Raw genomic sequence first — 25,464 nt, 5'->3', positions numbered from 1 at the left:
TTTGGCCCCGTCTTTTTATTGCTTTATGGAATAGATCGACAGTGAATATTTTTCACCCGCAATTCAACTGACCAGCCAGATTGGGCTGGATTTTCATACCGGAGTTTGCTGCACGATGATCATCGCCGATTCGCCCATCGCCCATCCCCATCAGGAAATCCCCGCAGACTGGCGCGCCGAAACCAGTTCGCAGTTGCAGGTCGGTGAAGTTGTCATAACGGCGGTCGAGCTGGATCTGGATGCGCGCCTGCGCTTTGCCAAGGGACTGGTGGTGGTCACTGATCGTCGCATCCTGGCGCGCGCGCCGGGCGAAACGCTGTGGCGCGACTGGCAGTTCCGCGAAGGACTGGCGCTGAAACACCATGACCACGCCGGTGTCGGGCATCTTGACATCGCCGACGAGACCGGCCGCCTGGCCAGCTGGCGCTTCACGCTCGGGCAAAACCTGCTGGCGATCCGCCTGATCGACCAGTTTTCGGCGCAACTCGACAGCCATGTCAATGGCGTCGACGTCGTCAATGATGACCAGACCGTCTGCCCGAGCTGCAAGGCGCCGCTGGACCCGGACCAGGATGTCTGCCCGATCTGCACCAAGGTGATTCACACGCCGCCATCGACATGGACCTTGCTGCGCCTGTGGCGTTTCGCGCGACCGTATCGCGGCCAGCTGCTGCTGGGTTTTATTCTCACGCTGCTGGGCACCGCGGCGCACATGATTCCCCCGTATCTGACGATTCCACTGATGGACAACGTGCTGATTCCGTATCAAAACGGCAAGCAGATCGACCAGAAGCTGGTGGTGGTCTACCTCGTCGGCCTGCTTGGGTCGGCACTGGTTGCATGGGCGCTGAGCTGGGCCAAGACGTATGTGCTGGCGCTGGTTTCCGAGCGCATTGGCGCGGATTTGCGCACCTCGACCTATGACCATTTGCTGCGCCTGTCGCTGGAATACTTCGGCGGCAAGCGCACTGGCGATCTGATGTCGCGCATCGGCAGCGAGAGCGACCGGATCTGTGTGTTCCTGTCGCTGCATCTGCTCGATTTTGCCACCGACGTGCTGATGATCATCATGACCGCCGGCATCCTGTTTTCGATCAATCCTTGGCTGGCGCTGGTGACCCTGCTGCCGCTGCCGTTCATTGCGTGGATGATCCATGTGGTGCGCGATCGGCTGCGCACCGGCTTTGAAAAGATCGACCGGGTCTGGTCCGAAGTCACCAATGTGCTGGCCGACACCATCCCCGGCATCCGCGTGGTCAAGGCCTTCGCGCAGGAGCAGCGCGAGTCGAGCCGCTTTCGCGATGCCAACAAACACAATCTGGCGGTGAACGACCGCTTGAATAAAATCTGGTCGCTGTTTTCACCGACGGTGTCGTTGCTGACCGAAATGGGCTTGCTGGTGGTCTGGGCCTTCGGGATCTGGCAGGTCTCGCGCGGCGAAATCACGGTCGGTGTGCTGACCGCGTTCATTGCCTACATCAGCCGCTTTTACGGGCGGCTGGATTCCATGAGCCGGATCGTCTCGGTAACCCAGAAATCGGCCTCCGCCGCCAAGCGAATTTTCGACATTCTGGATCACGTTTCCAGCGTTCCGGAACCAGCGCAACCGGTCGCGGTTGGCCACGTCGAGGGCCGCATCGAATTGCGCGACGTCGGTTTCCGCTACGGCAATCGCTCCGTCAATCGCGGCATCAACCTGATCATCAAGCCGGGCGAAATGATCGGACTGGTCGGACACAGCGGTTCGGGAAAAAGCACGCTGGTCAATCTGATCTGCCGCTTCTACGACGTCACCGAAGGCGCGATCCTGGTCGATGGCGTGGATATCCGTTCGTACGCCATCGCCGACTATCGGCGCAATATCGGACTGGTGCTGCAGGAGCCGTTCCTTTTCTTTGGCACCATCAGCGACAACATCGCCTATGGCAAACCGGGCGCCAGCCGGGCCGACATCATTGCTGCGGCACGTGCCGCGCACGCGCATGAATTCATCCTGCGCCTGCCGCAGGGCTACGATTCGATGGTGGGCGAACGCGGCCAGGGATTGTCCGGCGGCGAGCGCCAGCGCATTTCGATTGCGCGTGCCCTGCTGATCGATCCGCGCATTCTGATTCTGGACGAGGCGACCTCGTCGGTCGATTCGGAAACCGAAAAGGAAATTCAAAAGGCGCTCGACAATCTGGTTGCCGGACGCACCACGATTGCCATTGCCCATCGCCTGTCAACGCTGCACCGGGCCGATCGCCTGGTGGTGCTGGATCGCGGCGAAATCGTCGAGGTCGGTACACACGACGATCTGATGGCAAGCGAAGGCGCCTATTTCCGACTGTATGAGGCACAAGCGCGCAATATCGATGCGGGAGAGACAGCATGACGACGCAATTCAGCCTGCAGCGCGACACCTTCGGCAAGCTCACCTTGACCACCGACGCAGGTGTCGCGCATGAGAACGTTTCGCCGGTGCGGGCCTTTCCGATCCAGGCGCCCGATGACGGCATCGCGATGGTCAGCCAGGATGGGCGTGAAGTCGCATGGATCGACCGGCTGGAGGACCTGCCGACGCCGGTTCGCACACTGATCGAAACCGAACTCGAAGGCCGCGAATTCATGCCCGAGATCAGCGCCATCCGCGACGTGACCAGCTATGCCACCCCCTGCACCTGGGAGGTCGACACCGATCGCGGCCCAACCCGCTTCGTCCTGCGCGGCGAGGAAGACATTCGCCGCATCGGCAGCGCGTCCCTGTTGATTTCCGACAGTCACGGCATTCACTTTCTGATTCGCGACACCATGGCGCTGGATCAAGTCTCACGAAAAATTCTGGATCGGTTCCTGTAAATGCCCAACACCACAGACACGTCATTCGCCAGCTTGCCGCTGTCACCCTCGCTGCTCGCCAACCTGGAGTCGCTTGGCTACCATGCGATGACGCCAATTCAGGCACAAAGCCTGCCGGTGATTCTTGATCGTCGCGATCTGATTGCGCAAGCCAAGACCGGCAGCGGCAAGACCGCAGCATTCGGCATCGGCATTCTGCAACGCCTCAATCCCACCTGGTTTGCGATTCAGGCACTAGTGATTTGCCCCACGCGCGAACTGGCCGACCAGGTCGCCAACGAACTGCGTCGCCTGGCCCGCTTTGCCGACAACACCAAGATCCTGACCCTCTGCGGCGGTGCGCCGATGCGCCCGCAAATCGCCTCGCTGGAACATGGTGCGCACATCATCGTCGGCACGCCGGGACGATTGCGTGACCATATCGGTCGCAACAGCATCGACCTGTCGACGGTGCAAACGCTGGTGCTGGATGAAGCCGACCGAATGGTCGACATGGGGTTCTATGAAGAGATCGCCGGCATCGTCTCGGCCTGCCCGACCCGCCGCCAGACCCTGCTGTTCTCGGCGACCTATCCCGACGACATCCGGAAATCCAGTGCACCGTTTCTGCGCGATCCGACCGAAATCACGGTGGAAGCGCAGCATGACGACAGCCGCATCGAACAGCGCTTCTATGAAGTCGGTTACGAACAGCGCAATGCCGCCGTCGCGCAATTGCTGAATCATTACCGGCCGGTGTCGACACTGGCGTTTTGCAATACCAAGGTCCACTGCCGCGAACTGGCCGATGAGCTACGCGCCCAGGGATTCAGTGCGATGGCGCTGTACGGAGAACTTGAACAACGCGAACGGGACGAAATCCTGGTGTTGTTCGCCAATGGCAGCTGTTCCGTGCTGGTGGCGACCGACGTCGCCGCACGCGGGCTGGATATCCAGAGCCTGGGTGCGGTGATCAATGTCGATGTCTCGAAAGACACCGAGGTCCACATCCATCGGGTCGGTCGTACCGGTCGCGGCGGCGCACGCGGATTGGCGTTGAGCCTGTGCGCGCCAAACGAAAAGAAATGGGTCAAGCTGATCGAGGAATATCAGCATGGCCCGGTCAGCTGGTTCGATCTGGACACGCTGGTGCCGGCTGAGGGCCGACCATTGGAGGCGCCGATGGTGACCCTTTGCATCATGGGCGGAAAGAAAGACAAATTGCGTCCCGGAGACTTGCTCGGCGCATTGACCGGCGACGCCGGCCTGAGCAAGGAGCAGGTCGGGAAAATCAACGTCTTTGAATTTTTTACCTATGTGGCGCTTGACCGTCGCATCGCCGACAAGGCCTTCGCCCAACTGAGCAACGGCAATATCAAGGGGCGCAACTTCAAGATGCGCTTTATCTGACGCCTGCCGACTGAACACCGCGCCTCGTACTGCCCCACCAGGTCGAACCGATGACCTGGTGGGGCAGCGCAGTCGCTTGCGGCAGCGCGTTTGTCAGACGTTGCGGTCCTTCACCGCACCAATTCATCGGTCACGAACATTTTTCCCGGTGCATGGGTGATACAGAGCGGTATCCGGCTATGACAGGCGATGTATTGCGGCGTCACGCCACAGGCCCAGAACACCGGCACTTCGTCATCCTCAATGCGCACGGCATCGCCATAATCTGGCAGATTCAAGTCCTCGATGCCGATCGCCTCCGGATGCCCGATATGCAGCGGCGCGCCATGCACCTGCGGGAACCGCGCCGAAATTTCGACGGCCCGGGCCACATCGCGGCTGCGGATCGGCCGCATGCTGACGACCATGTTCCCGGAGAATCTGCCCGCCGGCGTACAGGCAATGCTCGTCTTGTACATTGCGACATTGCGTTGTTGGGTGACGTGCCGCAGCGGGATGCCGGCGTCCATCAACGCGCTCTCGAACGAGAAGCTGCAACCAATCAGAAAACTGACGAAATCGTCCTGCCAGAGACCGACGATATCGGTTTCCTCGCTCGCCGGCTCACCGGATCGATAGACGCGGTATCCGGGCAGGTCCGAACGTAAATCGGCATTGGCGGCGCAGCGTGGCGAGAACTGTCCGGGTTCGAGGACCTCGATCAATGGACAGGCCTTGGGATTGCGCTGGCAGAACAGCAGGAAGTCAAAAGCAAATTCCGCCGGCACGATCATCAAGTTCGCCTGCACGATGCCTCTGGCCAGTCCGGCGGTTGCGCCATCCCACTTGCCATTGCGGCACAACAATCGAATGCCGTGCGGCGACAGGGAAAGGGTGTCTGTCATCATAGTCCCAGGTACGCCTTCTTGATCTCATCATTGTTCAGCAGGTCCTTGCCGGTCCCCTCCATCACGATGCGACCGGTCTGGATCACATAACCGTAATCGGCAATGGCCAACGCCTTGTGCAGACTTTGTTCGACCAGCAAGACCGACACGCCCCTGGAATTGACCAGCTGGATCGTATCCAGCACCTTGGTGACGAATTTCGGTGCGATGCCCCATGACGGCTCGTCCAGCAACAGCAGTTTCGGCTTGGCCATCAAGCCACGGCCGATGGCCAGCATTTGTTGCTCGCCGCCGCTCATGGTGCCCGCCAGTTGATGACGGCGTTCCTTGAGGATCGGAAACAAGCCGTACATGGTGTCGAGCGATTCGGCGATCTCATGGCTGTCACTGCGCGTGTAGGCGCCCAGCTCAAGATTGCGCTCAACGGTCAGGCGGGCAAAAATCCGCCGTCCCTCCGGCACCAGCGACAACCCCAACGGCACCCGCAGGTGCGCCGGCGTATCCTGGATCTCCGTATTGTTAAAGATGATCTTTCCTTCGTCCGCCGCGTTCAATCCGGCAATCGCACGCAGCGTCGTTGATTTGCCATTGCCGTTGCCGCCGACCAGCGCAACGAGCTTGCCGACTCCGACATTGATGTCCACCTTTGAAATGGCCAGCACCTTGTCATAACTGACCCGCAGACTCCGAACTTGCAACATCATTCTTCTCCCAGGTAGGCGGCGATCACTTGCGGGTCGTTCGACACTTGCTGCGGCGTTCCATCGGCGATTTTCTTGCCGTAATCCAGCACGACGATGGCGTTCGCAATGGGCATGATGCCTTCAAGGACGTGCTCGACTATCAGGCAGGAAATGCCGCGATCACGAATTTTCAGCACCACTTCGACGGTCTCCTTGACTTCGGTGGGATTCAAGCCCGCCATCACTTCGTCCATCAGCAGCAGCTTCGGGCTGACCGCAAGTGCGCGCGCAACCGCCAGACGGCGCTGTTCGCTGATGGTCATGCTGGCCGCCGGCTTGTCCCTGAATTTGCCGAGATTGACAAAGTCGAGCAATCCGTTTGCGATCTTGCGGGCGGCAGCCACATTCTTGTCGACCAGGAACGCGCCGACCATGACGTTTTCCTGCGCCGTCATGCTGGTAAACGTGCGCGCGACCTGAAACGTCCGGGCAATCCCGGCGCGCGCGCACTGCTCGGGCGACAACCCCGAGATCTTCACGTCGTTCAGGTAGATCTCACCGGACGTGGGTGGGAAATACCCGGCAATGCAATTGAACATGGTCGTCTTGCCCGCGCCGTTCGGCCCGATCAACCCCACGATCTGCCCGGCACCCAATGCGAACGACACATCGTGGTTGGCGGTGATGCCGCCGAATTTCTTGGTGACGCCTTTTACGTTAAGCAAAGTCATTGGTGTTCCCCTCGTGCGGCCTGCAGGCTCACCGCCCGGCGACGCGCCATCAGGTTGTTGAACCAGCCCAGCACACCGTTCGGATAATAGACAGCGACGGCAATGATCAGCGCCGCATAGATGATCAAATCGGTGCCGCGCCCCGAGCCGCCAAACAGTGCGCGGGTGCCCTCGTCAATCAGCGTCAGAATCCCGGCGCCCAGCACCGGCCCGAACAGGGTGCCAATGCCACCCAGGATCGAGACCAGGGCCATCTTGATCGACAGGCCGGTGCCCAGGACCGAAGCGGGATCGATGTACAGCTCCTTCTGTGCGTAGAAGCTGCCACCGAGGGCGGTGAAAAAACTGCTGACGGCAAACGCAATCAATTTGTATTTGCGCAAATTGACACCAAGACTTCGTGCGGCATCCGGTTCGTCCTTGATCGCTCGAAAGTAGTAGCCGTAATAGCTTCGCTCGATGATGAAATTGGCCAGCAGTGTCACCAGCAACAAACCCAGTGCGATGTAGTAGTACGGGACCTTTGAATCGAAGACGAACACTGCCCAGCCCTGCTTGTCTATCGGGAGGGTCAGGCCCACTGCTGCGCCGGCGAATTCCCAATTCGTAAAGACGATTTGAATGATCTCGGCAACAGCGATGGTCGCCATTGCAAAATAATGGCCCTTCAGTCGAAAGCACGACCAGCCGATGACGACGCTCACGAGCGCTGCGACCACGCCGCCGGCCAGCATGGCAAGCCAGGGATTGAGGCCGGTATGGGCAAACAGCAACGTCGAGGTGTACGCGCCAATTCCATAAAATGCGGCTTGACCAAGCGATATCTGACCGGCATAGCCGCCGACAATATTCCAGGCCACGCCCATCTGGGCGGCCATCAGGATCAGGATCGCAATATTTTGATGGGATGGATTCAGGATGAACACCGGCACGAATCCGGCAACGATCAACAGCACCAGCAGCAGCGCGTAAGCCAGATTCGGATTCCGGACGGGAAGCATCGCTTGGGACTCAACGGGCTGCGAGACAACGGCATTATTTCTCATGACAGTTCTTTCTTCGAGCGTTGGGGTTTCAGGCTTTGCCCATCAGGCCTTGAGGACGGAACATCAATACCGCCAGGAACAGCACCAGCACAATCGCCAGCTTGTATTGCGGCCCGAGCAGAAATCCGCCCATGACTTCGATCACGCCGACCAGAATCCCGGCCACCAGCGCGCCAACGATGCTGCCGAAACCGCCAAGGTTGACGACGACAAAGGCAATCAGAATGAAGTTGGCGCCGACATCGGGAAAGATGGGAAAGAACGTCGACAACAGGCCACCGGCAACTCCGGCGCAGGCGGCGCCGATTCCCCATGCAAGTGCAAACATTTTTTGCGAATCGATGCCCATCAGACGCGCTGCCTCCTTGTCCGCAGCAGTGGCTTCCAGCGCGGCACCCAGCCGGGTTCTGGTGATGAAAAAATAGACGCCGGCGGTGACGAGGATTGCGCCGACACCAGCGGTAATCTGCGGCGTGCCGATCTGGATTCCGGCAATGGAAAAACTGCCGCTCGACAGTGACCGCTCAATGGTGCGAAAGTCGGGCTTCCAGAAAAACTGGGCGAGGCCACGGAACAGCAACATCAGGCCGAAGGTCGTGAATATCTGCGACACCATGGGGGCGCTGGTGATCTTGCTGATGACGAGCTTATAAATGATGACGCCCAGGGCAAACAGGAACAGTGCCGTCAACGGCAGCGTGAACAACGGGTCGAGAGCGTAGAGGGAGTACATCCAGAAGCTGGAATACATGCCGAACATCAGGAACTCGCCGTGAGAAAAATTGATGATATCCATCACGCCGAAAATCATCGTCAAGCCGATTGCGACGAGCGCGTAAATCAGCCCGATGAGCAAGCCGGAAACCAGCGTCTGTATCAGAATTTCAGACATATATTCCTCTTCAATACTTCGTGTTGACGAACAGGCGGCAGCGATCACGGGTGCGCCTGTCAAACGAAAAACAGGCGACACCACTTCCAGAAAAGACCGTTACTTGCGTTGATCCCACTTGGGCATCGGCCATACGACGTCGCGGGTTGCCAGGTCAAACGGCCACACCGTGTTGTATTTCCCGTCGATGATTTGCACCAGGATTCCGGAGCCGTAAACGTTCTGGCCCTTCTCGTCGAACTTGATCCCCTTCCACGGCATGATGATCTTGTTACCGGGGATGTTGGTTTCCGTAAGTGCCTTGCGAATTGCCTCAGGTTCGGTGGATCCGGCACGATTGATCGCATCTGCCAGCGTCATCAGACCGGTAAAGGTGCGCGACGAATTGCCGGTGAAATTTGCCTTGTTACGCTCAAAATACAAGTCATTGACCTGCTTGATCAGCGGATTGTTTTTTGCCAGATCCAGCGACCACACATCGCGCGTGATGACATAGTCGGCGTCCTTGCCGAGCGTGCGAATGAACTCGGTGTCGGTAAAGCCGGCGTTATTGGCCAAAATCATGTCCGGCGAAAACCCCAGCTCCTTGTAGGTCTTCATGGCCATGATGGCGTCACCAAGATATGACGACTGCATCACCACCTGCGGCGCGGCAGCCTTGAGCAATTGCACTTCGGAGGTCAACTGCGTGCTCTTGGCCGGATACGAAATCGATTTGGTCAGCGCATAGCCCTTCTCTTCCGCCAGTTTCGTTTCCAGCTTGGTGGTTTCATTGCCCCACAGCGTGTTTTCGTTGAACGAAGCCAGTTGCTTGACCTTGATGCCCTTCTTCGCTTCCAGATCCCTGAAGAAATCGAAGAAATTGTGGACGAACAGGTCGTCGTGCGCGGTCGTGCGGAAGAACCACTTGAAGTTACGCTGCGTCAGCGACGCCGAGGAGGATTCCGGATTGACGAACGGGATCTTGTAGCGCTCCGCCACCTGGCTGGCGGTGGCCGTGACGTTGCTGAAATAGGCGCCGACAATGGCAACGACCTTTTCCTGCGTAATCAGCCGCTCCGTTTCGGTCGCGCCCACCTGTGGATTGCCCTGGTGGTCGGCGAAGACCAGCTTGATCTTTGCACCCTTCAGGTTTGGCAATCCGCCACCCGCAGAAAAGGGCAGGTTCGGCACCGATTTCGCACCGTTATTGATGATGTCGGCGGCGAGCTCGAGCGCATTTTTCATTTCCGCACCGGACGATGCCGCGGCACCCGTGAGCGGGTAAATGACGCCGATTTTTACTTCCTGTTGCGCATGGGCCGAAACGCTGATTGCCATTGCCGCTCCTGCCTGCGCAAGATGCCTGAACATACTTTTGATTCGCATAGTGAGACGCTCCTTTTTTTTAGTGCCAACTAAAACAATCCCGCCATGGTCCAGCTATAGGGGAGAAATTTGCTACTGCTTTTTTTGCAATCCAGCACAAACAGGACGCATTGCTATCCGGGTGGCGCTTGACGGCATGTGCATGGCTCTGCTGACCATGTCGCACACGCCGCGCACTCTCTCTTCCCGATTCCTGCGGTCTCCGAACAACGCATGTTTCGGCGCAAAACCGGAACGTAGATATCTTTGATACGGTATCTTTTTCCGGTGATTCAGTGATAAAAAATTTGCCGGCGGCCGCGCACAAAGATTACTGCCTGGCGTTTTACCGATAAATTGTTGATAAATTATATTACTATTTTTCATCAAGACAACTACAATATTAAAAATATTCTTGCAGCTCATCTCAATCCTTCAGGAGGGACGATCACGTTATGGAACAGCATCTCACCACGGCCGGCACTTTCGACAAACGATGGCAATTCTGGATCGATCGCGGCGGCACGTTTACCGATATCGTCGCGAGGAAACCGGACGGCAAATTGCTCACGCACAAACTTCTCTCCGAAAATCCGGAACAATATTCCGATGCTGCAGTTGCCGGCATCAAGCGACTGCTGAACCTGCACAGCGATGAGGTAATTTCGCCACAACTGGTCGAAGCCGTAAAAATGGGGACGACCGTTGCGACCAATGCGCTGCTCGAACGCAAAGGCGATCCAACCGCACTCCTGATCACCCGCGGCTTCCGCGATGCCTTGCGCATCGCCTATCAAAACCGGCCGCGCCTGTTTGACCGCCACATCATTCTTCCCGAGCTACTGTATGAACAGGTGGTCGAAGTCGATGAGCGCATTGACGCCCACGGCGCCGTTGTGACCGAGCTCGACGAGGCTGCCGCGTTGCGCGACCTGCGCGACCTGCATGCCAGGGGCCTGCGCGCCGTGGCGATCGTCCTGATGCATGGATACCGCTTCACGCAACACGAGACTGCACTTGCGCGGATCGCGGCCGAGGTTGGCTTTACCCAGATTTCGGTGTCGCATCTGGTCAGCCCCCTGATGAAACTGGTTTCACGCGGTGACACCACCGTGGTCGATGCCTATCTGTCACCCATTCTGCGACGCTATGTGAATCAGGTCGCCGACCAGATGAACGGAGTGCGCCTGCTGTTCATGCAAAGCAATGGCGGCCTGACCGATGCACACCGCTTTCAGGGCAAGGATTCGATTCTGTCGGGCCCGGCCGGCGGCATCGTCGGCATGGTCGGCACTGCGAAAACGGCTGGCTTCGACAAGATCATCGGCTTCGACATGGGCGGCACGTCGACCGACGTATCGCATTACGCCGGCGAATTCGAACGCGAATTCGAAACCCAGGTGGCCGGCGTGCGCATGCGCGCGCCCATGATGAGCATTCACACCGTTGCCGCCGGCGGCGGCTCGATCCTGCATTTCGACGGCGCCCGCTATCGTGTCGGTCCCGATAGCGCCGGCGCCAACCCGGGCCCGGCCAGCTATCGGCGCGGCGGCCCGCTGGCGGTTACGGACTGCAACGTCATGATGGGCAAGATCCAGCCGGGCTATTTCCCTGCCGTATTCGGACCCAATGCCGATGCCGCACTGGATCGCGATGCCGTTGCCGCAAAGTTCTCCGCCATGGCGGAAGATATTTACCGTGCCACCGGCATTCGGCGCACGCCGGAAGAAGTCGCCGAGGGCTTCATTGAAATCGCCGTCGGAAACATGGCCAATGCCATCAAATTCATCTCGGTCCAGCGCGGCCACGATGTGACCGAATACACGCTCAGCACATTCGGCGGCGCTGGCGGCCAACACGCCTGCCTGGTGGCAGACGCCCTTGGCATGACGCGCGTGTTTGCCCATCCTTTCGCCGGCGTGCTGTCGGCCTATGGAATGGGTCTCGCGGACCAAACCGCGATGCGCGAGAAGGCCCTGGAGATCCCCCTGCCGGAGAGTGCACTGGCGACCGTGGCGGCGCAACTGCGGCTGCTGGCCGAAGAAGGCCGGGTCGACTTGCTGGCGCAGGGTGTGCAGGCGTCCCAGATCGAGACGCTGGAACGGGTGCATCTGCGCTACGACGGGACCGATTCGGTCATCGTGGTGCCGTTCGGCAGCATTGCCAGCATGACCGCCCAATTCGAGCAGTCCTACAAAAAACGCTATTCGTTCCTGATGTCCGACAAGCCCTTGGTCGTCGAAGCCATTTCGGTAGAGGTGATTGGCAAGTCGCTCGACCGCGATGAAGTCAACGAGCTGCTGTCGACCCGCGCAGGGCCGCTGCGCCCCACCGAGCTGGTGCGGTTGTTCTCCGGTGGCGAGTGGCATGAAACCGAGCTGTACCAGCGCGACGACATGCGCCCGGGCGACCGGATTCGTGGCCCGGCCATCATCGCAGAAAAAAATGCGACGAATATCGTCGAGCCGGGTTGGGTCGCCGAAGTCACTGCGCTCAATCATCTCGTCATGAATCGGGTGGAGGCCAGAAAACAGCGCAGGGCCGTGGGGACGACAGCCGATCCGGTGATGCTCGAGGTCTTCAACAACCTGTTCATGAGCATCGCCGAGCAAATGGGATTGCGACTGCAAAACACCGCCTTTTCGGTGAATATCAAGGAGCGGCTCGACTTTTCCTGCGCCCTGTTCGATGCAGACGGCAACCTGATTGCCAACGCGCCGCATATTCCCGTGCATCTCGGTTCAATGGGCGAAAGCATCAAGACCATCATGCGCGAGAATGCCGGCAAGATGCGCCAGGGCGATGTGTTCATGCTCAACGATCCTTATCATGGCGGCACCCATTTGCCGGACATCACGGTGATCACGCCTGCGTTTGACCGCGCCGGCGAGAACATCCTGTTCTATGTTGGCTCGCGCGGGCACCACGCCGACATTGGCGGCATCACCCCTGGCTCGATGCCTGCCGACAGCACCGTGGTGGAAGAGGAAGGCGTGCTGATCAATAATTTCCAGCTGGTGCGCGGCGGCCGGTTTCTCGAAGCGGAAACCATCGCTCTGCTGTCGTCGGGGCGCTATCCAGCGCGGAACATTCCGCAAAATCTTGCCGATTTGCAGGCGCAAGTCGCCGCCAACCAGAAAGGCGTCGATGAATTGCTGAAGATGGTTGACCACTTCGGGCTGGATGTGGTCCGGGCCTACATGGGACATGTGCAGGACAATGCCGAAGAAGCCATTCGCCGGGTCCTGACGACCCTGAAGGATTCGAGTTACACGTATCGGCTCGACAACGGCGCAGTCATCAAGGTGGCGATCCGGATTGACCAGTCGGCCCGCAGCGCAGAAATCGACTTCACCGGCACCTCGCCGCAACTGAACAACAATTTCAATGCGCCAAGCGCGATCTGCATGGCGGCCGTGCTGTATGTGTTCCGCACGCTGACCGACGATGAGATCCCGCTCAATGCCGGTTGCCTCAAGCCGCTGACGGTCACCATTCCCGAGGGTTCCATGTTGAACCCGCGCTATCCGGCGGCGGTGGTTTCCGGCAATGTCGAGACCTCGAGCTGCATCACCAATGCCCTGTACGGTGCACTGGGGGTGCTGGCATCGGCGCCCGGCACCATGAACAACTTCACCTTCGGCAACAAGGAGCATCAGTACTACGAAACCATCGCGGGCGGTTCCGGCGCCGGCAATGGCTTCAACGGTACGGATGTGGTGCAGACGCACATGACCAATTCGCGGCTGACGGATCCGGAAATTCTCGAATGGCGCTATCCGGTCAGGTTGGAAAGTTACGAAATCCGGCCGCATTCGGGCGGTGCGGGCCGGTGGCATGGCGGCAATGGTGGTGTGCGCAAGGTGCGCTTCCTAGAGCCGATGAGTGCATCGATCCTGTCCAACAACCGCATCGTGCCGCCATTCGGCTGCGCTGGCGGCGAGCCCGGGGAATGCGGCAAGAACTATGTCATTCGTGCCGATGGCAGTCGTGAAGAACTGGGGTTCGTGGCAAGTACCGAGATGCAGGCCGGTGATGTCTTTGTGATCGAAACGCCCGGCGGCGGCGGCTACGGAAAAGCGTCAGAGCAGCAATGACCTGACGTGACACGCAGGCGCGCAATCTCAAGTCGAACCGGGATTGCGCGCCGGCTGCCAGGGACCGACGCGCGATGCGTGTCAGTCTGGCGCATCGCCCAGCACGAGCTCCCAGTAACCAACGTCGACCCAGCGATCGAATTTGCGACCGACTTCGCGCAACTGCGCGACCTGCATGAAGCCAAGTTTCTGGTGCAGGGCAATGCTGCCCTGGTTGGGCAGCGCAATTCCAGCCAGCACGATGTGCGTTCTGCGTGCGCGCAGATCGTCAATCAGCCTTTCGTAGAGCGCGATCCCAATGCCTTTCTTGGCATGGTGCAAATCGACGTAGACGGTACTTTCAACCGAGAACCGATAGGCGCTGCGCGCTTTCCAAGGCGTTGCATAGGCGTAGCCGAGCACCCTTCCCTGCGCTTCATAGACATACCATGGCAGCGCGCCACCGATGGTGGCGATGCGCTGCGCCATCTCGTCGACACTGACGGCGACCTCCTCGAACGTGATGGTCGAACTGATCACGTACTGGTTGTAGATTGCGCAAATGTCAGCCGCGTCCGCGGGGGTTGCGAGGCGAATCATCATCAAATCTCGACTTGCGTGCCCAACTCGATCACGCGGTTACTGGGAATCCGGAAATAATCTGCCGCATCGCGGGAGTTGCGCGACATCGTGGCGAACAGGCGCTCACGCCACAAGGCCATGCCACTGCCCACGGTTGGAATCACGGTTTGGCGCGAGATGAAGAAGGAGGTTTCCATCATTTCGAAATCGATGCCGTTCATGCGGCACGCGTTCAATGCTGCGGGAATATCGCGCTCATCCTTGAAACCGTAATCAACGTAAATCTGATAACAGTCATGTCCCAGCGGCACGATGCAGATGCGATCTTTCTCCGGCACCCGGGGAATATGACGATTGCGCACCGTCAGAAACAACACCTGTTCATGCAACACCTTGTTGTGCGACAGATTATGGAGCATGGCGTGTGGCACGCCGTCGCCTTCACCGCGCAGGAAGATCGCGGTGCCGGACACGCGCACCGGCGGACTCAGGAACAGGGAATTCAGAAACTCCTCCAGCGGAATGGCGTGCTTGAGCAGATTATCGAAGACCAGCTGGCGGCCGCGCTTCCACGTCATCATCACGGTGAACATGATGGCGCCCAGCACCAGCGGGAACCAGCCGCCGTGCGCCACCTTGAGCAGGTTGGCAGAGAAGAACGTGGCATCGATGACGAAGAAGAACCCGGTCGCCAGCAGACACAACCACAAGCGGTAGCCCCACGCATAGCGCACCACGAAGAAAGTCAGAATCGTGGTGGTGGTCATCGTCGCCGTCACGGCAATGCCGTAGGCGGCAGCCAGGTTGGTCGACGAACCGAAACCGATCACCGCCAGCAGCACCACCACCAGTTGCACCCAGTTTGCGGTCGGAATGTAAATCTGGCCGATTTCGCGCTCGGATGTGTGATCCACCCGCATGCGCGGCAAAAAGCCCAGCGAAATGGCCTGCTGCGTCATCGAGAAGGTGCCGGAAATGGTGGCCTGCGAAGCGATCACGGTGGCCATGGTCGACAGGATCACCAGCGGATAAATGCTCCATGCGCCGAGCTGGTGATAAAACGGATTGATGATTGCGCCCGGGTCGGCCAGCAGGACCCCGCCCTGGCCCAGATAATTCAGCGCCAGCGCCGGAAACACGATCAGTGCCCACGCCATGCGGATCGGCTGGCGGCCAAAATGTCCCATGTCGGCATACAAGGCTTCGGCGCCAGTGAATGCCAGCACGATCGCTCCCAGGGCAACGAACGCCATCCAGGGATGACCGGCCATGAATGCCAACGCGTGATACGGATTGAGTGCCTGCAGAATCTCCGGCATGCGAATGATATTGATGACGCCCATCGTGGCCAGCGTGGCAAACCACACCAGCATCACCAGTCCGAACCATTTGCCGATGCCGGCCGACCCCTTGAACTGCACCAGATACAGCGCGACCAGCACAAACACCGTCAATGGCACCACATACGCATTAAATGCTGGCGTCGCGAGTTCGATTCCTTCGATGGCCGACAGCACCGAGATCGCCGGCGTGATCACGCTGTCGCCATAGAACAGCGCAGCGCCGAGCAAGCCGATGATGGTCAGTGGCCGGTACCAGGCCGATTTCGTGGTGACCGACGACAACGCCAGTGCCATCAGGGCCATGATGCCGCCCTCGCCGCGATTGTCGGCGCGCAGAATCAGCGTGACATATTTGAGCGACACGATGATGGTCAACCCCCACACGATCAACGAGACAATGCCAAACAGATTGGCATGGTTGAGCGGGACGCCATGACTGCCGGAGAACACTTCCTTGAGTGCATACAGTGGACTGGTGCCGATGTCGCCATACACCACGCCAACGGCAGCCAGCGTCAGGGCGGCGACATTTTTTGAAGAAGTCGAAGAAGTCATTGAGGTTGGGATCGCTATTCAAATTCGAGGCATCACACATTCAGGCACGGATCGTAGCACTAAACAGCACCGGATTTGAGGCTTGGGGCGTGCAATCGTGATGGTGGCGAATGGGTTGCCGGTCGATTCGTTTGCGCCGCTTCGGCTAAGCGATGCGCCGTTGCAGCCATGCCGCCGCCGCATCAATGCTGCGAAAGGCGTCGAGCGAGCGGCATTCGAGCCCCGGATGACGCTCGCGCAGCATGCGCGACAGCGCATCGCCAGGGCCAAGTTCCAGCGCCACCGCGATACCGCATTCGACCAGCGCATCCATGCAATCGGCCCAACCGATCGGCGACGCCAGCTGATCGACCAGCGCCGCCTGCGCCGCAAGGGGCGTCTGAATACGCTCGGCGCGCACGCCGCCCAGCACCGGAACGGCACAGGCATGCCAGTCGTGCTGCGCCAACGCAGTGGCGAACCCGGCTTGCGCGCCGGCCATCCAGGGGGTGTGCGAGGCGACTTCCACCCGCAGCCGCTGGCAGCTGGCGCCGGCCCTGGCGAGGGCCGTTTCGAGTGCCGCCGCATCGCGCGCCAGCCCGCCCGCAATCATGCGGTCGGCGCCATTGTCGATCGCGACGACCATGCCGTGTTCACGCAGCAAGAGCGCGGCCTCGGCGTGCCCGATACCGCCGATGGCCAGCATCACCTGCGGCAAGGCCGGATCGACACAGGCGTCCATCAGGACGGCGCGTTGTACTGCCAGCGCAAGCAAGGCATCGCTCGGCAACGCGTCGGCCACTCCGTAGGCAGTCAGCTCGCCGACACTGTACCCGGCCACCAGCGCTGGCGGCGGGATGTGCGCTCGCAGCGCCTGCCAGCGCGCCAGTCCTGCGGCGACGATCAGCGGTTGCGCATGGCGGTTGGCGAACAGGAGCGCCGGATCGTTGAGGATGTGCTCGATCGGCTCGGCCAGCGCAGGTCGTGGCGCGTCAGGCGTGAGCGCAAACAGCGCCGCAGTTTGGCCCCCCTGCCCCGGGCACAAGATGGCAAAGCGCAAGGTCATTGCTGCCGCGTCGCGTGATGGACCAGACAGGTGGCCGCCAACAGGTCTGCCGCACCGCCCGGCGACAGATTCAGCGCCACGAACTGCCGGCCGCATGCGTCGGCACGCGCCTCCCAGTCGGCGGCGGCGGTGCCACCCGCCTGCAGGAAAGCCTGCGCCAGCTGACGTGCCTTGATGCCGCCAACCACGCCGCCGCGATGCACGACATTGGTATCGCTGATGTGGGCGATCAGCGCAAACAATGTGTCGACACAGGCTTCGCGCAAGCTGCGTCCGGCCGCCAGCGTCGCGTCCAAGCGCGGCAAGGCCAGCTCGAAGACGGCGGGAAAACCACGCTCGGCCTCCTCGCGCGCGCCGCTGGCGGCATGCAGCAGACGCACGGTTTGCCCGTGCGAGGCGGCGGCATTGGTATGCAATGCCAGCGCCGCGCCCCAGCGCACGCGCAGTGTTTGCCGGATCAATGCCGCACTCAGCGGACGCGGAGATTGCATCGCAGCGCCAATCGCCGCTGCCAGCATGCCGCTGGAAAAGATCGCACCGCGATGGGTGTTGACGCCGCCGGTGGCCCGCAACATGGTGCGCTCGGCATCGATACCGAGCTGGCGCAACACGTGAAATGGCGCGCCGTCCGCGCCGGCCCGGGCGATGTCGCGAAAATAGTGGCGCAACGCGAACAGGCTGCGCGCAAACGTCACCGCCGTCATGTCGCGATGGCTGCCGTTGTCGTGCGGTGATACCAGTCCTGGCTTCGGATGCAACACCAGTTCCGCATGCAGGCTGCGCAGGGCCAGGCGCGCAACGATCCGGCCCGGATCAATGCGACCGGCATCCGGTTGCAGCACTAGCCCGCGCATGCCGCACCCTCCAGCGTGGCGCGCAATGCCGACATGGTCAGCAAGGCAACGCCGACGCGGCGCTTGACCAGCACACGCGACGGCACCTGCTGTGCATCGGCATTGCGCCATTCTCTCCACGCCACCGCATCGCCGGACGGGAACACGATTTCGCCGTCCAGCGGCAAGGTTGCGCTGGCCACCATCAGCAGCGCCAGGCCGCGGTCAAGCTGGTCCGGGATGACCGGGCTGAGCAGCACATCCAGGTCTGATTGCGCATGCAGGTAGCGCAAGCCGGTAATCGCCTGCAACGCGGCCGAGCCGTACACGCGCAGCGCCAGCTCGGCCGTTTCCGCTTCGGCGTCCAGAGCCAGCAAGGGCGCACGCCAGGGCGCCGGAACGGTATCGAGGACGTCTGCCAGAATCAACGGTGCACGCGCATCGGTAATCTCGTTGACCGGAATGCGCAGTGGCAGCCGAACCTTTTCATACGTTACGGGATGGGGCGGTAAAGCCAACCCAAGACAACACATATCGGACGGACAATCCGGTTCCTGGCGGCGTGCAATCACCGGCCAATCGGCCGCGGCCCAGCGCTGCACATCAGCGTGATACGCCGCCGGAATCTGCCGGTGCGCCACATCCCAGCCTGCCGCGGACAGTCGGACCAGACTATGGCGCGGTGGCATGACCATCCCGAAGCACCGCTGCGGTCACGGTTGCCGCCATCTTGCGGCCACCCCGCTGCAAGCCAAGGCTGCTGCGACGATCGACTGGATCGGCGTCGCTCAGCGCGCTTGCCAGGCACTGCGCCAGATCGCCTTCCCAGAGTCCTTGCAAGCCGCCCATGCGCACATAATTTTCCGGGCCAGGGGCAAACACCGGATTGTCCTTGGCCAGCTCGGTCAGGCGCGCCTCCGGCACCTTGGTGATGCGCGCCATCGCCGGCAGGCCCATCACGCGGATAGTCGCCTGCGGCAGTGCGTAGCAATCATCGGCCATCAAGCCACTGGTGATGAAACCGCCCGACAGGGCCTGGTCGTACACCAGTCCGATGACGCGGTGACCTGATTGCCGTGCCAGCGCGATGCATTTGCCCAAATGCGCCATGTAGGCATTGATGCCCAGCATTTCGTCGCGATGCCGCAAGCGCTGGCCCTGGGTATCGACCAGGATCAGAATCGGTCGTTGCGGAAAATCCCGCACCGTCGCCAGCACCGCCTTCGCCTGCGCCAGTGCGATTTCGACACCGATCGGCGTGTGCCCGGTGGTGCCGATGATTGCCATGGTCTGCTCGCCGACGCGGGCCGTGCCACTCAGAAAACAATCCTGCTCGGTAACCTGGTGCCCGAGCGGAAACAGTTGCCCGGTCAGTGTTTGCCAATCCATCAACGACTCCTTGCCGGGCGCGCCACGGCCATGAATGCATCGGGCTCCATTAACGCAATGCTGTCCGGGTCGACAATCCCGCGCTGCCGCCAGATCTCCATCGGCTCGGTGGCGGCGCCGTGTAGCGTCAGGCGACGCTGCAGCCGCAACTGTTCCGCTTCGAGCGCGGCCAGCGTCAGCGGCACATCGGCAGGCGCCAATTGGTCCAGCAACGCCAGTGCGGCAGCACGAAATGCGTCGACGCTGTCGGCCACGATGCAATCGCAGTCCCCCAGCAGATAGCGATGCTTGCCGCCGGTCGTGCGCCACACCAGCGCACGGTCGCGCGAATCGAATTCTTCGACGCCATTGGCGGTTTCGATGACTTCCGGACCGGACATGGCAAGGCGGGCCTGCTCCGACATCACGATGGCGTTGGCGCAGCAAGCCACGATGCCCATGCCGCCGAAGCAGCCGTTCGAGCCGCCGATCAGCACGATCACCGGAATGCCTGCGGCGCGTACGTCGAGCAGCGCGCGCATGACTTCGGAGACGCCGATCAGTCCGGCATTGGCTTCGTGCAGCCGCACACCGCCGGTTTCCAGCAGCAGAATGACCGCGTCGGGCCGCTCGACGACCGCCCGCCGCAACAGGCCGACCAGTTTCGCGCCATGCACCTCACCGACCGCGCCGCCCATGAAACCACCCTCCTGCGCCGCGGCAAAAATAACCTTGCAGGCCAGCGTGCCACGCCCGATCACGACGCCGTCGTCGAACGAGATCGGTGCATCGAGCTGCGCCAGATGCGGGCTGACAATGCGCGCCGCCGGTGGCAACCATTCCTCGAAACCGGCGTCTTCGAACAGCCAGCCAAGGCGCTCGCGCGCGCTCGCTTCGAGGTAGCTGTGGGCTTGCGCCATCATGCGGATTCTCCCAGCATCGATTCGACCGCCTGATCCAGCCGCAGACTCACGACGGCCGGCGTGGCGCCCATGTCGTTAATCGAAATGCGCGTGTCGGCGAGTTGCCAGCGCGCGTGAAAATCGGTCATGACCGCTTGCCAGATCGCGCCGAAACCCCGCGCCGCGGTTTGCACGTGAATCTCGCAAGCGCCCTGCAGCGCGGCGGCCTCGATCAGCACTTCCAGATTGCCCGAGCTGACCACGCCCACCAGTTGCGCCTGTCGCGCACCGCGTGCGCGTCCGCCGTCAAAATGAAATATCAAATTTTCCATCGTCTCTTTCGTTACCAGTTCCGAAAGCGTTTGGGTGGCATGTACAGGCCACCCGATGCGCGCACCAGATCCTTCATGTTGCGCGCGGCCAGCAAGTCACGCGTGGCCAGCCGTTTGTCGATACCCATGTCCTCGGCGCGCTGGACGATGCCGCGATCGCGCAGGTTCTCCACCATGCGACGGTCACGCGCCATGCCGACCGGGGTGTAACCGGCAACGCCGCGAATGGCCTGTTCACGTTCTTCATCGGTGCGGCACAGCAGCAGGTTGGCAATCCCCTCCTCGGTCAGGATATGGGTCACGTCGTCACCGTAGATCATCACCGGCGGCAGCGCCATGCCGGCCTGCTCGGCCAGTTCCCAGGCGTCGAGCTTCTCGACGAAGGCCGGTTGCATGTGCTCGCGAAAGGTCTCGACAATCTGCACCACCAGCTTCTGCCCGCGCGGCATGCGGTTGCGGCCCTGTCCGGCCTGCTGCCCGGCCTTCAGCCATGCGGCACTGGCATGACGTCGCCCGCGCGCATCGGCGCCCATGTTCGGCGCGCCGCCAAACCCGGCAATGCGGCCCAGCGTGGCGGTCGACGAATTGCCCTGCAAATCAATCTGCAGCGTCGAGCCGATGAACATGTCGCAGGCGTAGTGACCGGCGGCCTGGCATAGCGCCCGGTTGCTGCGCATCGACCCGTCCGCCCCGACAAAGAAGATATCCGGGCGCGCGCTGATGTACGCCTCCATGCCCAGTTCGGAACCGAACGAATGGACCGATTCGACGAAGCCAGCCTCGATCGCCGGAATCAATGCCGGATGCGGATTCAGGGCCCAGTGGCGCGCGATCTTGCCTTTTAGCCCGAGCGACTCGGCATAGGTTGGCAACAGCAATTCGATGGCGGCCGTGTCGAAGCCGATGCCGTGGTTCAGGCGCTCGACCTGATATTCGGCGTAGATGCCCTTGATCGCCATCATCGCCATCAGCACCTGGATTTCCGAGATCTGCGCCGGGTCGCGTGTGAACAACGGTTCGATGAAGAACGGGGTCGGCGCGGCGATCACGTAGTCGACCCAATCGGCCGGAATATCCACGCGCGGCAGCACATCGACGATACGGTTGACTTGCACGATGACGATGCCGCTCTTGAACGCGGTGGCTTCGACGATCGCCGGGGTGTCCTCGGTATTCGGTCCGGTGTACAGGTTGCCGTGCCGGTCGGCCGCTTCAGCCGCGACCAGCGCGATGCGCGGGGTCAGGTCGACGAAATAGCGCGCGAACAATTCGAGATAGGTGTGGATCGCGCCGATGTTGAGCTTGCCGCCGGCAACCAGCCGGGCCAGCCGCGCCGCCTGCGGACCCGAGAATGAAAAATCGAGCTTCGAGGCAATGCCGTTTTCGAACACGTCCAGATGTTCCGGCAACGCCAGCACCGACTGCAGCATTTGCAGGTCATGGATGCGCGCCGGGTCCAGCGTCGCCAGCGCCTTGCCGAGAAAGTCCGCCTGCTTCTGGTTGTTCCCTTCCAGGCAGACCCGGTCGCCGCACTCCAGCACGGCATGCAGCAAATCGGCGATGCGCGCCGACGGCAGCACCTTGCCCTGCAAATCGGCGCCAAGCACGGCGCGCCCACGTTCCATGCGCGCCGCGCGATTGCGCTGCTGATGATTCCAGATGCGTTCGGGTGCACTCATCTACTTTGTCCCCATCAACATGGTCGGCAAGGCGGTCGCGATCTGCGGAAAGAAGCACAGCAGGAATACGGCAATGAACATCAGTCCGACAAACGGCATCACGCCCCAGATCACGTCGCGCAACGGAATATCCGGCGCGATGTTCTTGATGACGAAAATGTTCAGGCCGACCGGCGGATGGATCAGTCCCATCTCCATGACAATCGTCATCACCACGCCGAACCAGATCAGATCGAAACCGGCGGCTTTCAGCGGCGGCAGGATGATCGGCGCTGTCATCAGGATGATCGACACCGGCGGCAGGAAGAAGCCGAACACGATCACCATCAGCAGGATCACCGCCAGCAGCACCCATTTCGACAGATGCATCGCCACCACCCATTGCGCCGCCGACTGGCTGATGTGCAGATAGCTCATCACATACGAATACAGCAAGGACATGCCGATGATCAGCAGCAGCATGGTCGATTCCTTGATGGTCGAACTGAGGATCGGCGTCAAATCCTTCGGCTTCCAGATGCCGTAGACGATGGCGATCAGCACCAGCGCCAGCAGCGCGCCAAGTCCGGCGGTCTCCGACGGCGTGGCATAGCCGCCGTACAGGGCAACCATCACGCCGAGCAGCAGGATGATGAACGGCAGCACGCGCGGCAGCATCTCGACCTTCTGTGCCAGCGTGAAGTGTTCGACTTCCAGATAGGCCGAGGCGGTGCCGTGGCGCGAATACGCATCATGCGCCGCGCGGTATTCCTTGCGGGCCCGATACACCGCGTAGCCCGAGAACAGCGCCACCAGCAGGATGCCCGGCCCGATCCCGGCGAGGAACAGCCGGCCCAGCGATTGTTCGGCCGCGACTGCGTACAAAATCATCGTGATCGACGGCGGCAGCAGGATTCCCAGGGTGCCGCCGGCGGCAATGATGCCGGCCGCGAAACCGGGCGAATAGCCGCGTCGGCGCATTTCCGGAATACCGGCCGAGCCGATCGCCGAGCAGGTCGCCGGCGACGAACCGGCCATGGCAGCAAACAGCGCGCAGGCAAACACGTTGGCAATCCCGAGCCCGCCCGGCACCTTGTGCAGCCAGGTGTGGATGGCCGAATACAGGTCCTTGCCGGCCGGCGACTTGCCGATTGCCGCGCCCTTCAGAATGAACAGCGGAATCGACAGCAGCGTGATCGACGCCATCTCTTCGTATACATTTTGCGTGACGGTATCCAGCGACGAGGCCGGCATGAAAAAGTACATGAAACTGACCGCCACCACACCCAGCGCGAAGGCGATCGGCATACCGGAAAACATGACTACCAGGGTCGCTACGCCGTACATCACCCCCAGCGTGAGTTCGCTCATGCCGCCCGCCGCCGGTTGGTCATGCGCGCCAGCACCTGCACCACGATCTGCACGGTAAGCAGGGTCATGCCGAAGGCCATCATCCCGTACGGTATCCACAGCGGCGGTGCGAAGGTCGAACTGGTGGTCTGGCCATCACGAAACGGCTCATGGAACAGGGTCCACGACTTCCACGAAAAGAAGGCACAGAACAGCAGCGACAGCGCATCGACGAACAGCAGGCGCGCCGCATTCACGCCGGCCGGCAGCAAGCCCGCCAGCGCTTCGATGCCGATATGTCCGCGCATCGATTGCACGAACGCGCAACAAAAAAAGGTCACGCCGACCAGCATGAAGACCGAGGCCTCGTCCTGCCAATCGGTCGGCAGCTTGAAGAAATAGCGCGACACCACCGAATAGGTCAGCACCAGCGCCGTCACCACCAGCGCCGCCATCGACAGCATCAGCAAGGCGCGGTTGAAGGCATCCAGCGCGCGCGACAGCCTGGCGACCAGCGGGTGGTCGGGCACGGCGGGGCCAGCCGCCGGGCCGATCTCGAAGCCGTGGCTCACAACAGCTTCTCGGCCAGCTTGAGCAACTTGGCGCAGTTCTCGTTGCGCTCGCCATAGTCCTTCCATGCCGTGGTGCGGGCAATCGCCTGCCAGCGCTTGACGGTGGCAGCATTCATGTCGACCACTTTGGCGCCAGCCTTTTGATACACCGCAGCGACCAGCGAGTCGTCGAGCTGGGCCGACTTGCGCGCCATGGCTTCCAGTTCGGTGCCAACCGCCATGATGACCGCCTGCTGGTCCTTCGGCAGTTTGTCGAACACGACCTTCGACATCATCAGCGGTTCGAACATGAACCAGTACGCATTACCGCGACCGGTGGTCAGGGCTTTCGACACCTCTTCCAGCCGGAACGAAATCAGCGAGGTCGACGAGGTCAATGCCGCATCCATCGCACCGGTTTGCATCGCCGCGTAGATTTCATTGGACGGCAACGACACCACGGCAGCGCCGGCGGCTTTCAGGATCAGATCCATCTCGCGCGAGCCGCCGCGAATCTTGAGGCCCTTGGCGTCTTCCGGCTCGACGATCGGTATCGTGCGCGAAGCAACGCCGCCGGCCTGCCAGATCCAGCTGACCACGACGATGCCTTTTTCCAGCAGGATGCGATTGAGTTCGCGACCGACTTCGGCGGTCCGCCAGGCGTAACCCTGTTCATACGAAGTGACCAGCCCCGGCATCAGGCCGATGTTGACTTCCGGGACCTCGCCGCCGGCATACGACAGCGGCACCAGCGACAGGTCCAGCGCGCCCTTGCGCATCGAGGAAAACTGCGCGTTGGTCTTCATTAACGAGGAGCCCGGATAGACTTCGAATTTCAGCGCGCCCTTGGTGCGCTTCTCGCACTCGGCGGCGAAGACGCGGCACAGGCGATCGCGAAAATCGCCTTCGGTGGCGGTGCCACCCGGGAACTGGTGCGAGATTTTCAATGCGGTGGTTTGGGCCCAGGCCAGTGGCAGCGAAACAAACGGGCTGGCAGCGATCGCGCCCAACAGCGTACGGCGCTTATTCAAAAACATGCGTGTCTCCTCGAATGAC

General features: G+C 61.1%; 23 protein-coding genes. 4 read left to right on the top strand and 19 right to left on the bottom strand.

What is annotated here, in order from left to right:
• The first annotated feature begins 115 nt into the window (after positions 1-115).
• Genes RCH09_RS06125 through dbpA form a run of 3 tightly spaced genes read left to right on the top strand, consistent with a single transcriptional unit; the run spans position 116 to position 4,227 of the window.
• The gene (locus RCH09_RS06125; protein ID WP_326940164.1) at positions 116-2,374 is read left to right on the top strand and encodes a cyanophycin metabolism-associated ABC transporter; all 2,259 of its coding nucleotides are present in this window, start codon (positions 116-118) and stop codon (positions 2,372-2,374) included.
• Entirely contained in the window at positions 2,371-2,838 is a 468-nt protein-coding gene (locus RCH09_RS06120) for a cyanophycin metabolism-associated DUF1854 family protein (RefSeq protein WP_326940163.1), read from the top strand. Before RCH09_RS06125 ends, RCH09_RS06120 begins: the two co-directional genes overlap by 4 nt.
• Positions 2,839-4,227 carry an ATP-dependent RNA helicase DbpA gene (gene dbpA / locus RCH09_RS06115; protein ID WP_326940162.1) on the top strand — a complete coding sequence of 463 codons (1,389 nt, stop codon included), beginning with the start codon at positions 2,839-2,841 and terminating at the stop codon, positions 4,225-4,227.
• Between the two features lie 110 nt (positions 4,228-4,337).
• Here dbpA and RCH09_RS06110 read toward each other — a convergent pair whose 3' ends face one another.
• From RCH09_RS06110 to RCH09_RS06080, 7 genes are all read right to left on the bottom strand, one after another.
• Entirely contained in the window at positions 4,338-5,111 is a 774-nt protein-coding gene (locus RCH09_RS06110) for a putative hydro-lyase (RefSeq protein WP_326940161.1), read from the bottom strand.
• The gene (locus RCH09_RS06105; RefSeq protein ID WP_326940160.1) at positions 5,111-5,815 is read right to left on the bottom strand and encodes an ABC transporter ATP-binding protein; all 705 of its coding nucleotides are present in this window, start codon (positions 5,813-5,815) and stop codon (positions 5,111-5,113) included. The genes RCH09_RS06110 and RCH09_RS06105 overlap by 1 nt, the downstream gene beginning before the upstream one ends.
• Positions 5,815-6,528 (bottom strand): ABC transporter ATP-binding protein, encoded by a 714-nt coding sequence (locus tag RCH09_RS06100; protein ID WP_326940159.1) that lies wholly within the window; start codon positions 6,526-6,528, stop codon positions 5,815-5,817. Before RCH09_RS06100 ends, RCH09_RS06105 begins: the two co-directional genes overlap by 1 nt.
• Positions 6,525-7,529, bottom strand: coding sequence for a branched-chain amino acid ABC transporter permease (locus RCH09_RS06095; RefSeq protein WP_326940158.1), 1,005 nt, complete (start codon positions 7,527-7,529; stop codon positions 6,525-6,527). Before RCH09_RS06095 ends, RCH09_RS06100 begins: the two co-directional genes overlap by 4 nt.
• A 73-nt stretch (positions 7,530-7,602) precedes the next feature.
• Positions 7,603-8,466, bottom strand: a complete 864-nt coding sequence (locus RCH09_RS06090; protein ID WP_326940157.1) for a branched-chain amino acid ABC transporter permease — start codon at positions 8,464-8,466, stop codon at positions 7,603-7,605.
• A gap of 99 nt (positions 8,467-8,565) precedes the next feature.
• Positions 8,566-9,786: an ABC transporter substrate-binding protein gene (locus RCH09_RS06085; RefSeq protein ID WP_326940156.1), complete on the bottom strand. Its 1,221-nt coding sequence runs from the start codon at positions 9,784-9,786 to the stop codon at positions 8,566-8,568.
• 120 nt (positions 9,787-9,906) lie between these two features.
• On the bottom strand, positions 9,907-10,239 hold the full coding sequence (locus tag RCH09_RS06080; protein ID WP_326940155.1) for a hypothetical protein: 333 nt from the start codon (positions 10,237-10,239) through the stop codon (positions 9,907-9,909).
• Positions 10,240-10,268: 29 nt separating this feature from the next.
• On the opposite strand from RCH09_RS06080, the gene RCH09_RS06075 reads away from it, so the two are divergent.
• Positions 10,269-13,910: a hydantoinase B/oxoprolinase family protein gene (locus RCH09_RS06075; RefSeq protein WP_326940154.1), complete on the top strand. Its 3,642-nt coding sequence runs from the start codon at positions 10,269-10,271 to the stop codon at positions 13,908-13,910.
• A gap of 81 nt (positions 13,911-13,991) precedes the next feature.
• On the opposite strand, the gene RCH09_RS06070 is transcribed toward RCH09_RS06075, so the two are convergent.
• The 12 genes from RCH09_RS06070 to dctP form a co-directional block, all read right to left on the bottom strand.
• A complete protein-coding gene (locus RCH09_RS06070; RefSeq protein ID WP_326940191.1) occupies positions 13,992-14,489 on the bottom strand; it encodes an arsinothricin resistance N-acetyltransferase ArsN1 family B in 498 nt (165 codons plus the stop codon).
• Between the two features lie 2 nt (positions 14,490-14,491).
• A complete protein-coding gene (locus RCH09_RS06065) occupies positions 14,492-16,369 on the bottom strand; it encodes a potassium transporter Kup (protein ID WP_326940153.1) in 1,878 nt (625 codons plus the stop codon).
• 145 nt (positions 16,370-16,514) lie between these two features.
• Positions 16,515-17,414, bottom strand: a complete 900-nt coding sequence (locus RCH09_RS06060; RefSeq protein WP_326940152.1) for an ACP S-malonyltransferase — start codon at positions 17,412-17,414, stop codon at positions 16,515-16,517.
• Entirely contained in the window at positions 17,411-18,268 is an 858-nt protein-coding gene (mdcB, locus tag RCH09_RS06055; RefSeq protein WP_326940151.1) for a triphosphoribosyl-dephospho-CoA synthase MdcB, read from the bottom strand. Before mdcB ends, RCH09_RS06060 begins: the two co-directional genes overlap by 4 nt.
• The gene (gene mdcG / locus RCH09_RS06050) at positions 18,256-18,936 is read right to left on the bottom strand and encodes a malonate decarboxylase holo-[acyl-carrier-protein] synthase (RefSeq protein ID WP_326940150.1); all 681 of its coding nucleotides are present in this window, start codon (positions 18,934-18,936) and stop codon (positions 18,256-18,258) included. Before mdcG ends, mdcB begins: the two co-directional genes overlap by 13 nt.
• Positions 18,920-19,636, bottom strand: coding sequence for a biotin-independent malonate decarboxylase subunit gamma (mdcE, locus tag RCH09_RS06045; protein WP_326940149.1), 717 nt, complete (start codon positions 19,634-19,636; stop codon positions 18,920-18,922). Before mdcE ends, mdcG begins: the two co-directional genes overlap by 17 nt.
• Positions 19,636-20,538: a biotin-independent malonate decarboxylase subunit beta gene (locus RCH09_RS06040; protein WP_326940148.1), complete on the bottom strand. Its 903-nt coding sequence runs from the start codon at positions 20,536-20,538 to the stop codon at positions 19,636-19,638. The genes mdcE and RCH09_RS06040 overlap by 1 nt, the downstream gene beginning before the upstream one ends.
• A complete protein-coding gene (gene mdcC / locus RCH09_RS06035; RefSeq protein ID WP_326940147.1) occupies positions 20,535-20,849 on the bottom strand; it encodes a malonate decarboxylase acyl carrier protein in 315 nt (104 codons plus the stop codon). Before mdcC ends, RCH09_RS06040 begins: the two co-directional genes overlap by 4 nt.
• Before the next feature lie 11 nt (positions 20,850-20,860).
• Positions 20,861-22,528: a malonate decarboxylase subunit alpha gene (gene mdcA, locus RCH09_RS06030; protein ID WP_326940146.1), complete on the bottom strand. Its 1,668-nt coding sequence runs from the start codon at positions 22,526-22,528 to the stop codon at positions 20,861-20,863.
• The gene (locus RCH09_RS06025; protein WP_326940145.1) at positions 22,529-23,878 is read right to left on the bottom strand and encodes a TRAP transporter large permease; all 1,350 of its coding nucleotides are present in this window, start codon (positions 23,876-23,878) and stop codon (positions 22,529-22,531) included.
• Positions 23,875-24,429 (bottom strand): TRAP transporter small permease, encoded by a 555-nt coding sequence (locus RCH09_RS06020; RefSeq protein ID WP_326940144.1) that lies wholly within the window; start codon positions 24,427-24,429, stop codon positions 23,875-23,877. The genes RCH09_RS06025 and RCH09_RS06020 overlap by 4 nt, the downstream gene beginning before the upstream one ends.
• A complete protein-coding gene (gene dctP, locus RCH09_RS06015) occupies positions 24,426-25,445 on the bottom strand; it encodes a TRAP transporter substrate-binding protein DctP (protein WP_326940143.1) in 1,020 nt (339 codons plus the stop codon). Before dctP ends, RCH09_RS06020 begins: the two co-directional genes overlap by 4 nt.
• Positions 25,446-25,464: the final 19 nt, after the last annotated feature.

This window comes from Actimicrobium sp. GrIS 1.19, assembly GCF_035984655.1.
Lineage (GTDB): Bacteria > Pseudomonadota > Gammaproteobacteria > Burkholderiales > Burkholderiaceae_D > Actimicrobium.
Note: the sequence above shows the minus strand (reverse complement) of the source record. Positions and strands in the feature narration are given on the sequence as shown.

Bases quoted from the DNA above. Each gene is read 5' to 3' on its own strand.
- RCH09_RS06125 (WP_326940164.1), top strand. From the start codon at position 116: ATGATCATCGCCGATTCGCCCATCGCCCATCCCCATCAGGAAATCCCC.
- RCH09_RS06120 (WP_326940163.1), top strand. From the start codon at position 2,371: ATGACGACGCAATTCAGCCTGCAGCGCGACACCTTCGGCAAGCTCACC.
- dbpA (WP_326940162.1), top strand. From the start codon at position 2,839: ATGCCCAACACCACAGACACGTCATTCGCCAGCTTGCCGCTGTCACCC.
- RCH09_RS06110 (WP_326940161.1), bottom strand. From the start codon at position 5,111: ATGACAGACACCCTTTCCCTGTCGCCGCACGGCATTCGATTGTTGTGC.
- RCH09_RS06105 (WP_326940160.1), bottom strand. From the start codon at position 5,815: ATGTTGCAAGTTCGGAGTCTGCGGGTCAGTTATGACAAGGTGCTGGCC.
- RCH09_RS06100 (WP_326940159.1), bottom strand. From the start codon at position 6,528: ATGACTTTGCTTAACGTAAAAGGCGTCACCAAGAAATTCGGCGGCATC.
- RCH09_RS06095 (WP_326940158.1), bottom strand. From the start codon at position 7,529: ATGCTTCCCGTCCGGAATCCGAATCTGGCTTACGCGCTGCTGCTGGTG.
- RCH09_RS06090 (WP_326940157.1), bottom strand. From the start codon at position 8,466: ATGTCTGAAATTCTGATACAGACGCTGGTTTCCGGCTTGCTCATCGGG.
- RCH09_RS06085 (WP_326940156.1), bottom strand. From the start codon at position 9,786: ATGGCAATCAGCGTTTCGGCCCATGCGCAACAGGAAGTAAAAATCGGC.
- RCH09_RS06080 (WP_326940155.1), bottom strand. From the start codon at position 10,239: ATGAGCTGCAAGAATATTTTTAATATTGTAGTTGTCTTGATGAAAAAT.
- RCH09_RS06075 (WP_326940154.1), top strand. From the start codon at position 10,269: ATGGAACAGCATCTCACCACGGCCGGCACTTTCGACAAACGATGGCAA.
- RCH09_RS06070 (WP_326940191.1), bottom strand. From the start codon at position 14,489: ATGATTCGCCTCGCAACCCCCGCGGACGCGGCTGACATTTGCGCAATC.
- RCH09_RS06065 (WP_326940153.1), bottom strand. From the start codon at position 16,369: ATGACTTCTTCGACTTCTTCAAAAAATGTCGCCGCCCTGACGCTGGCT.
- RCH09_RS06060 (WP_326940152.1), bottom strand. From the start codon at position 17,414: ATGACCTTGCGCTTTGCCATCTTGTGCCCGGGGCAGGGGGGCCAAACT.
- mdcB (WP_326940151.1), bottom strand. From the start codon at position 18,268: ATGCGCGGGCTAGTGCTGCAACCGGATGCCGGTCGCATTGATCCGGGC.
- mdcG (WP_326940150.1), bottom strand. From the start codon at position 18,936: ATGCCACCGCGCCATAGTCTGGTCCGACTGTCCGCGGCAGGCTGGGAT.
- mdcE (WP_326940149.1), bottom strand. From the start codon at position 19,636: ATGGATTGGCAAACACTGACCGGGCAACTGTTTCCGCTCGGGCACCAG.
- RCH09_RS06040 (WP_326940148.1), bottom strand. From the start codon at position 20,538: ATGATGGCGCAAGCCCACAGCTACCTCGAAGCGAGCGCGCGCGAGCGC.
- mdcC (WP_326940147.1), bottom strand. From the start codon at position 20,849: ATGGAAAATTTGATATTTCATTTTGACGGCGGACGCGCACGCGGTGCG.
- mdcA (WP_326940146.1), bottom strand. From the start codon at position 22,528: ATGAGTGCACCCGAACGCATCTGGAATCATCAGCAGCGCAATCGCGCG.
- RCH09_RS06025 (WP_326940145.1), bottom strand. From the start codon at position 23,878: ATGAGCGAACTCACGCTGGGGGTGATGTACGGCGTAGCGACCCTGGTA.
- dctP (WP_326940143.1), bottom strand. From the start codon at position 25,445: ATGTTTTTGAATAAGCGCCGTACGCTGTTGGGCGCGATCGCTGCCAGC.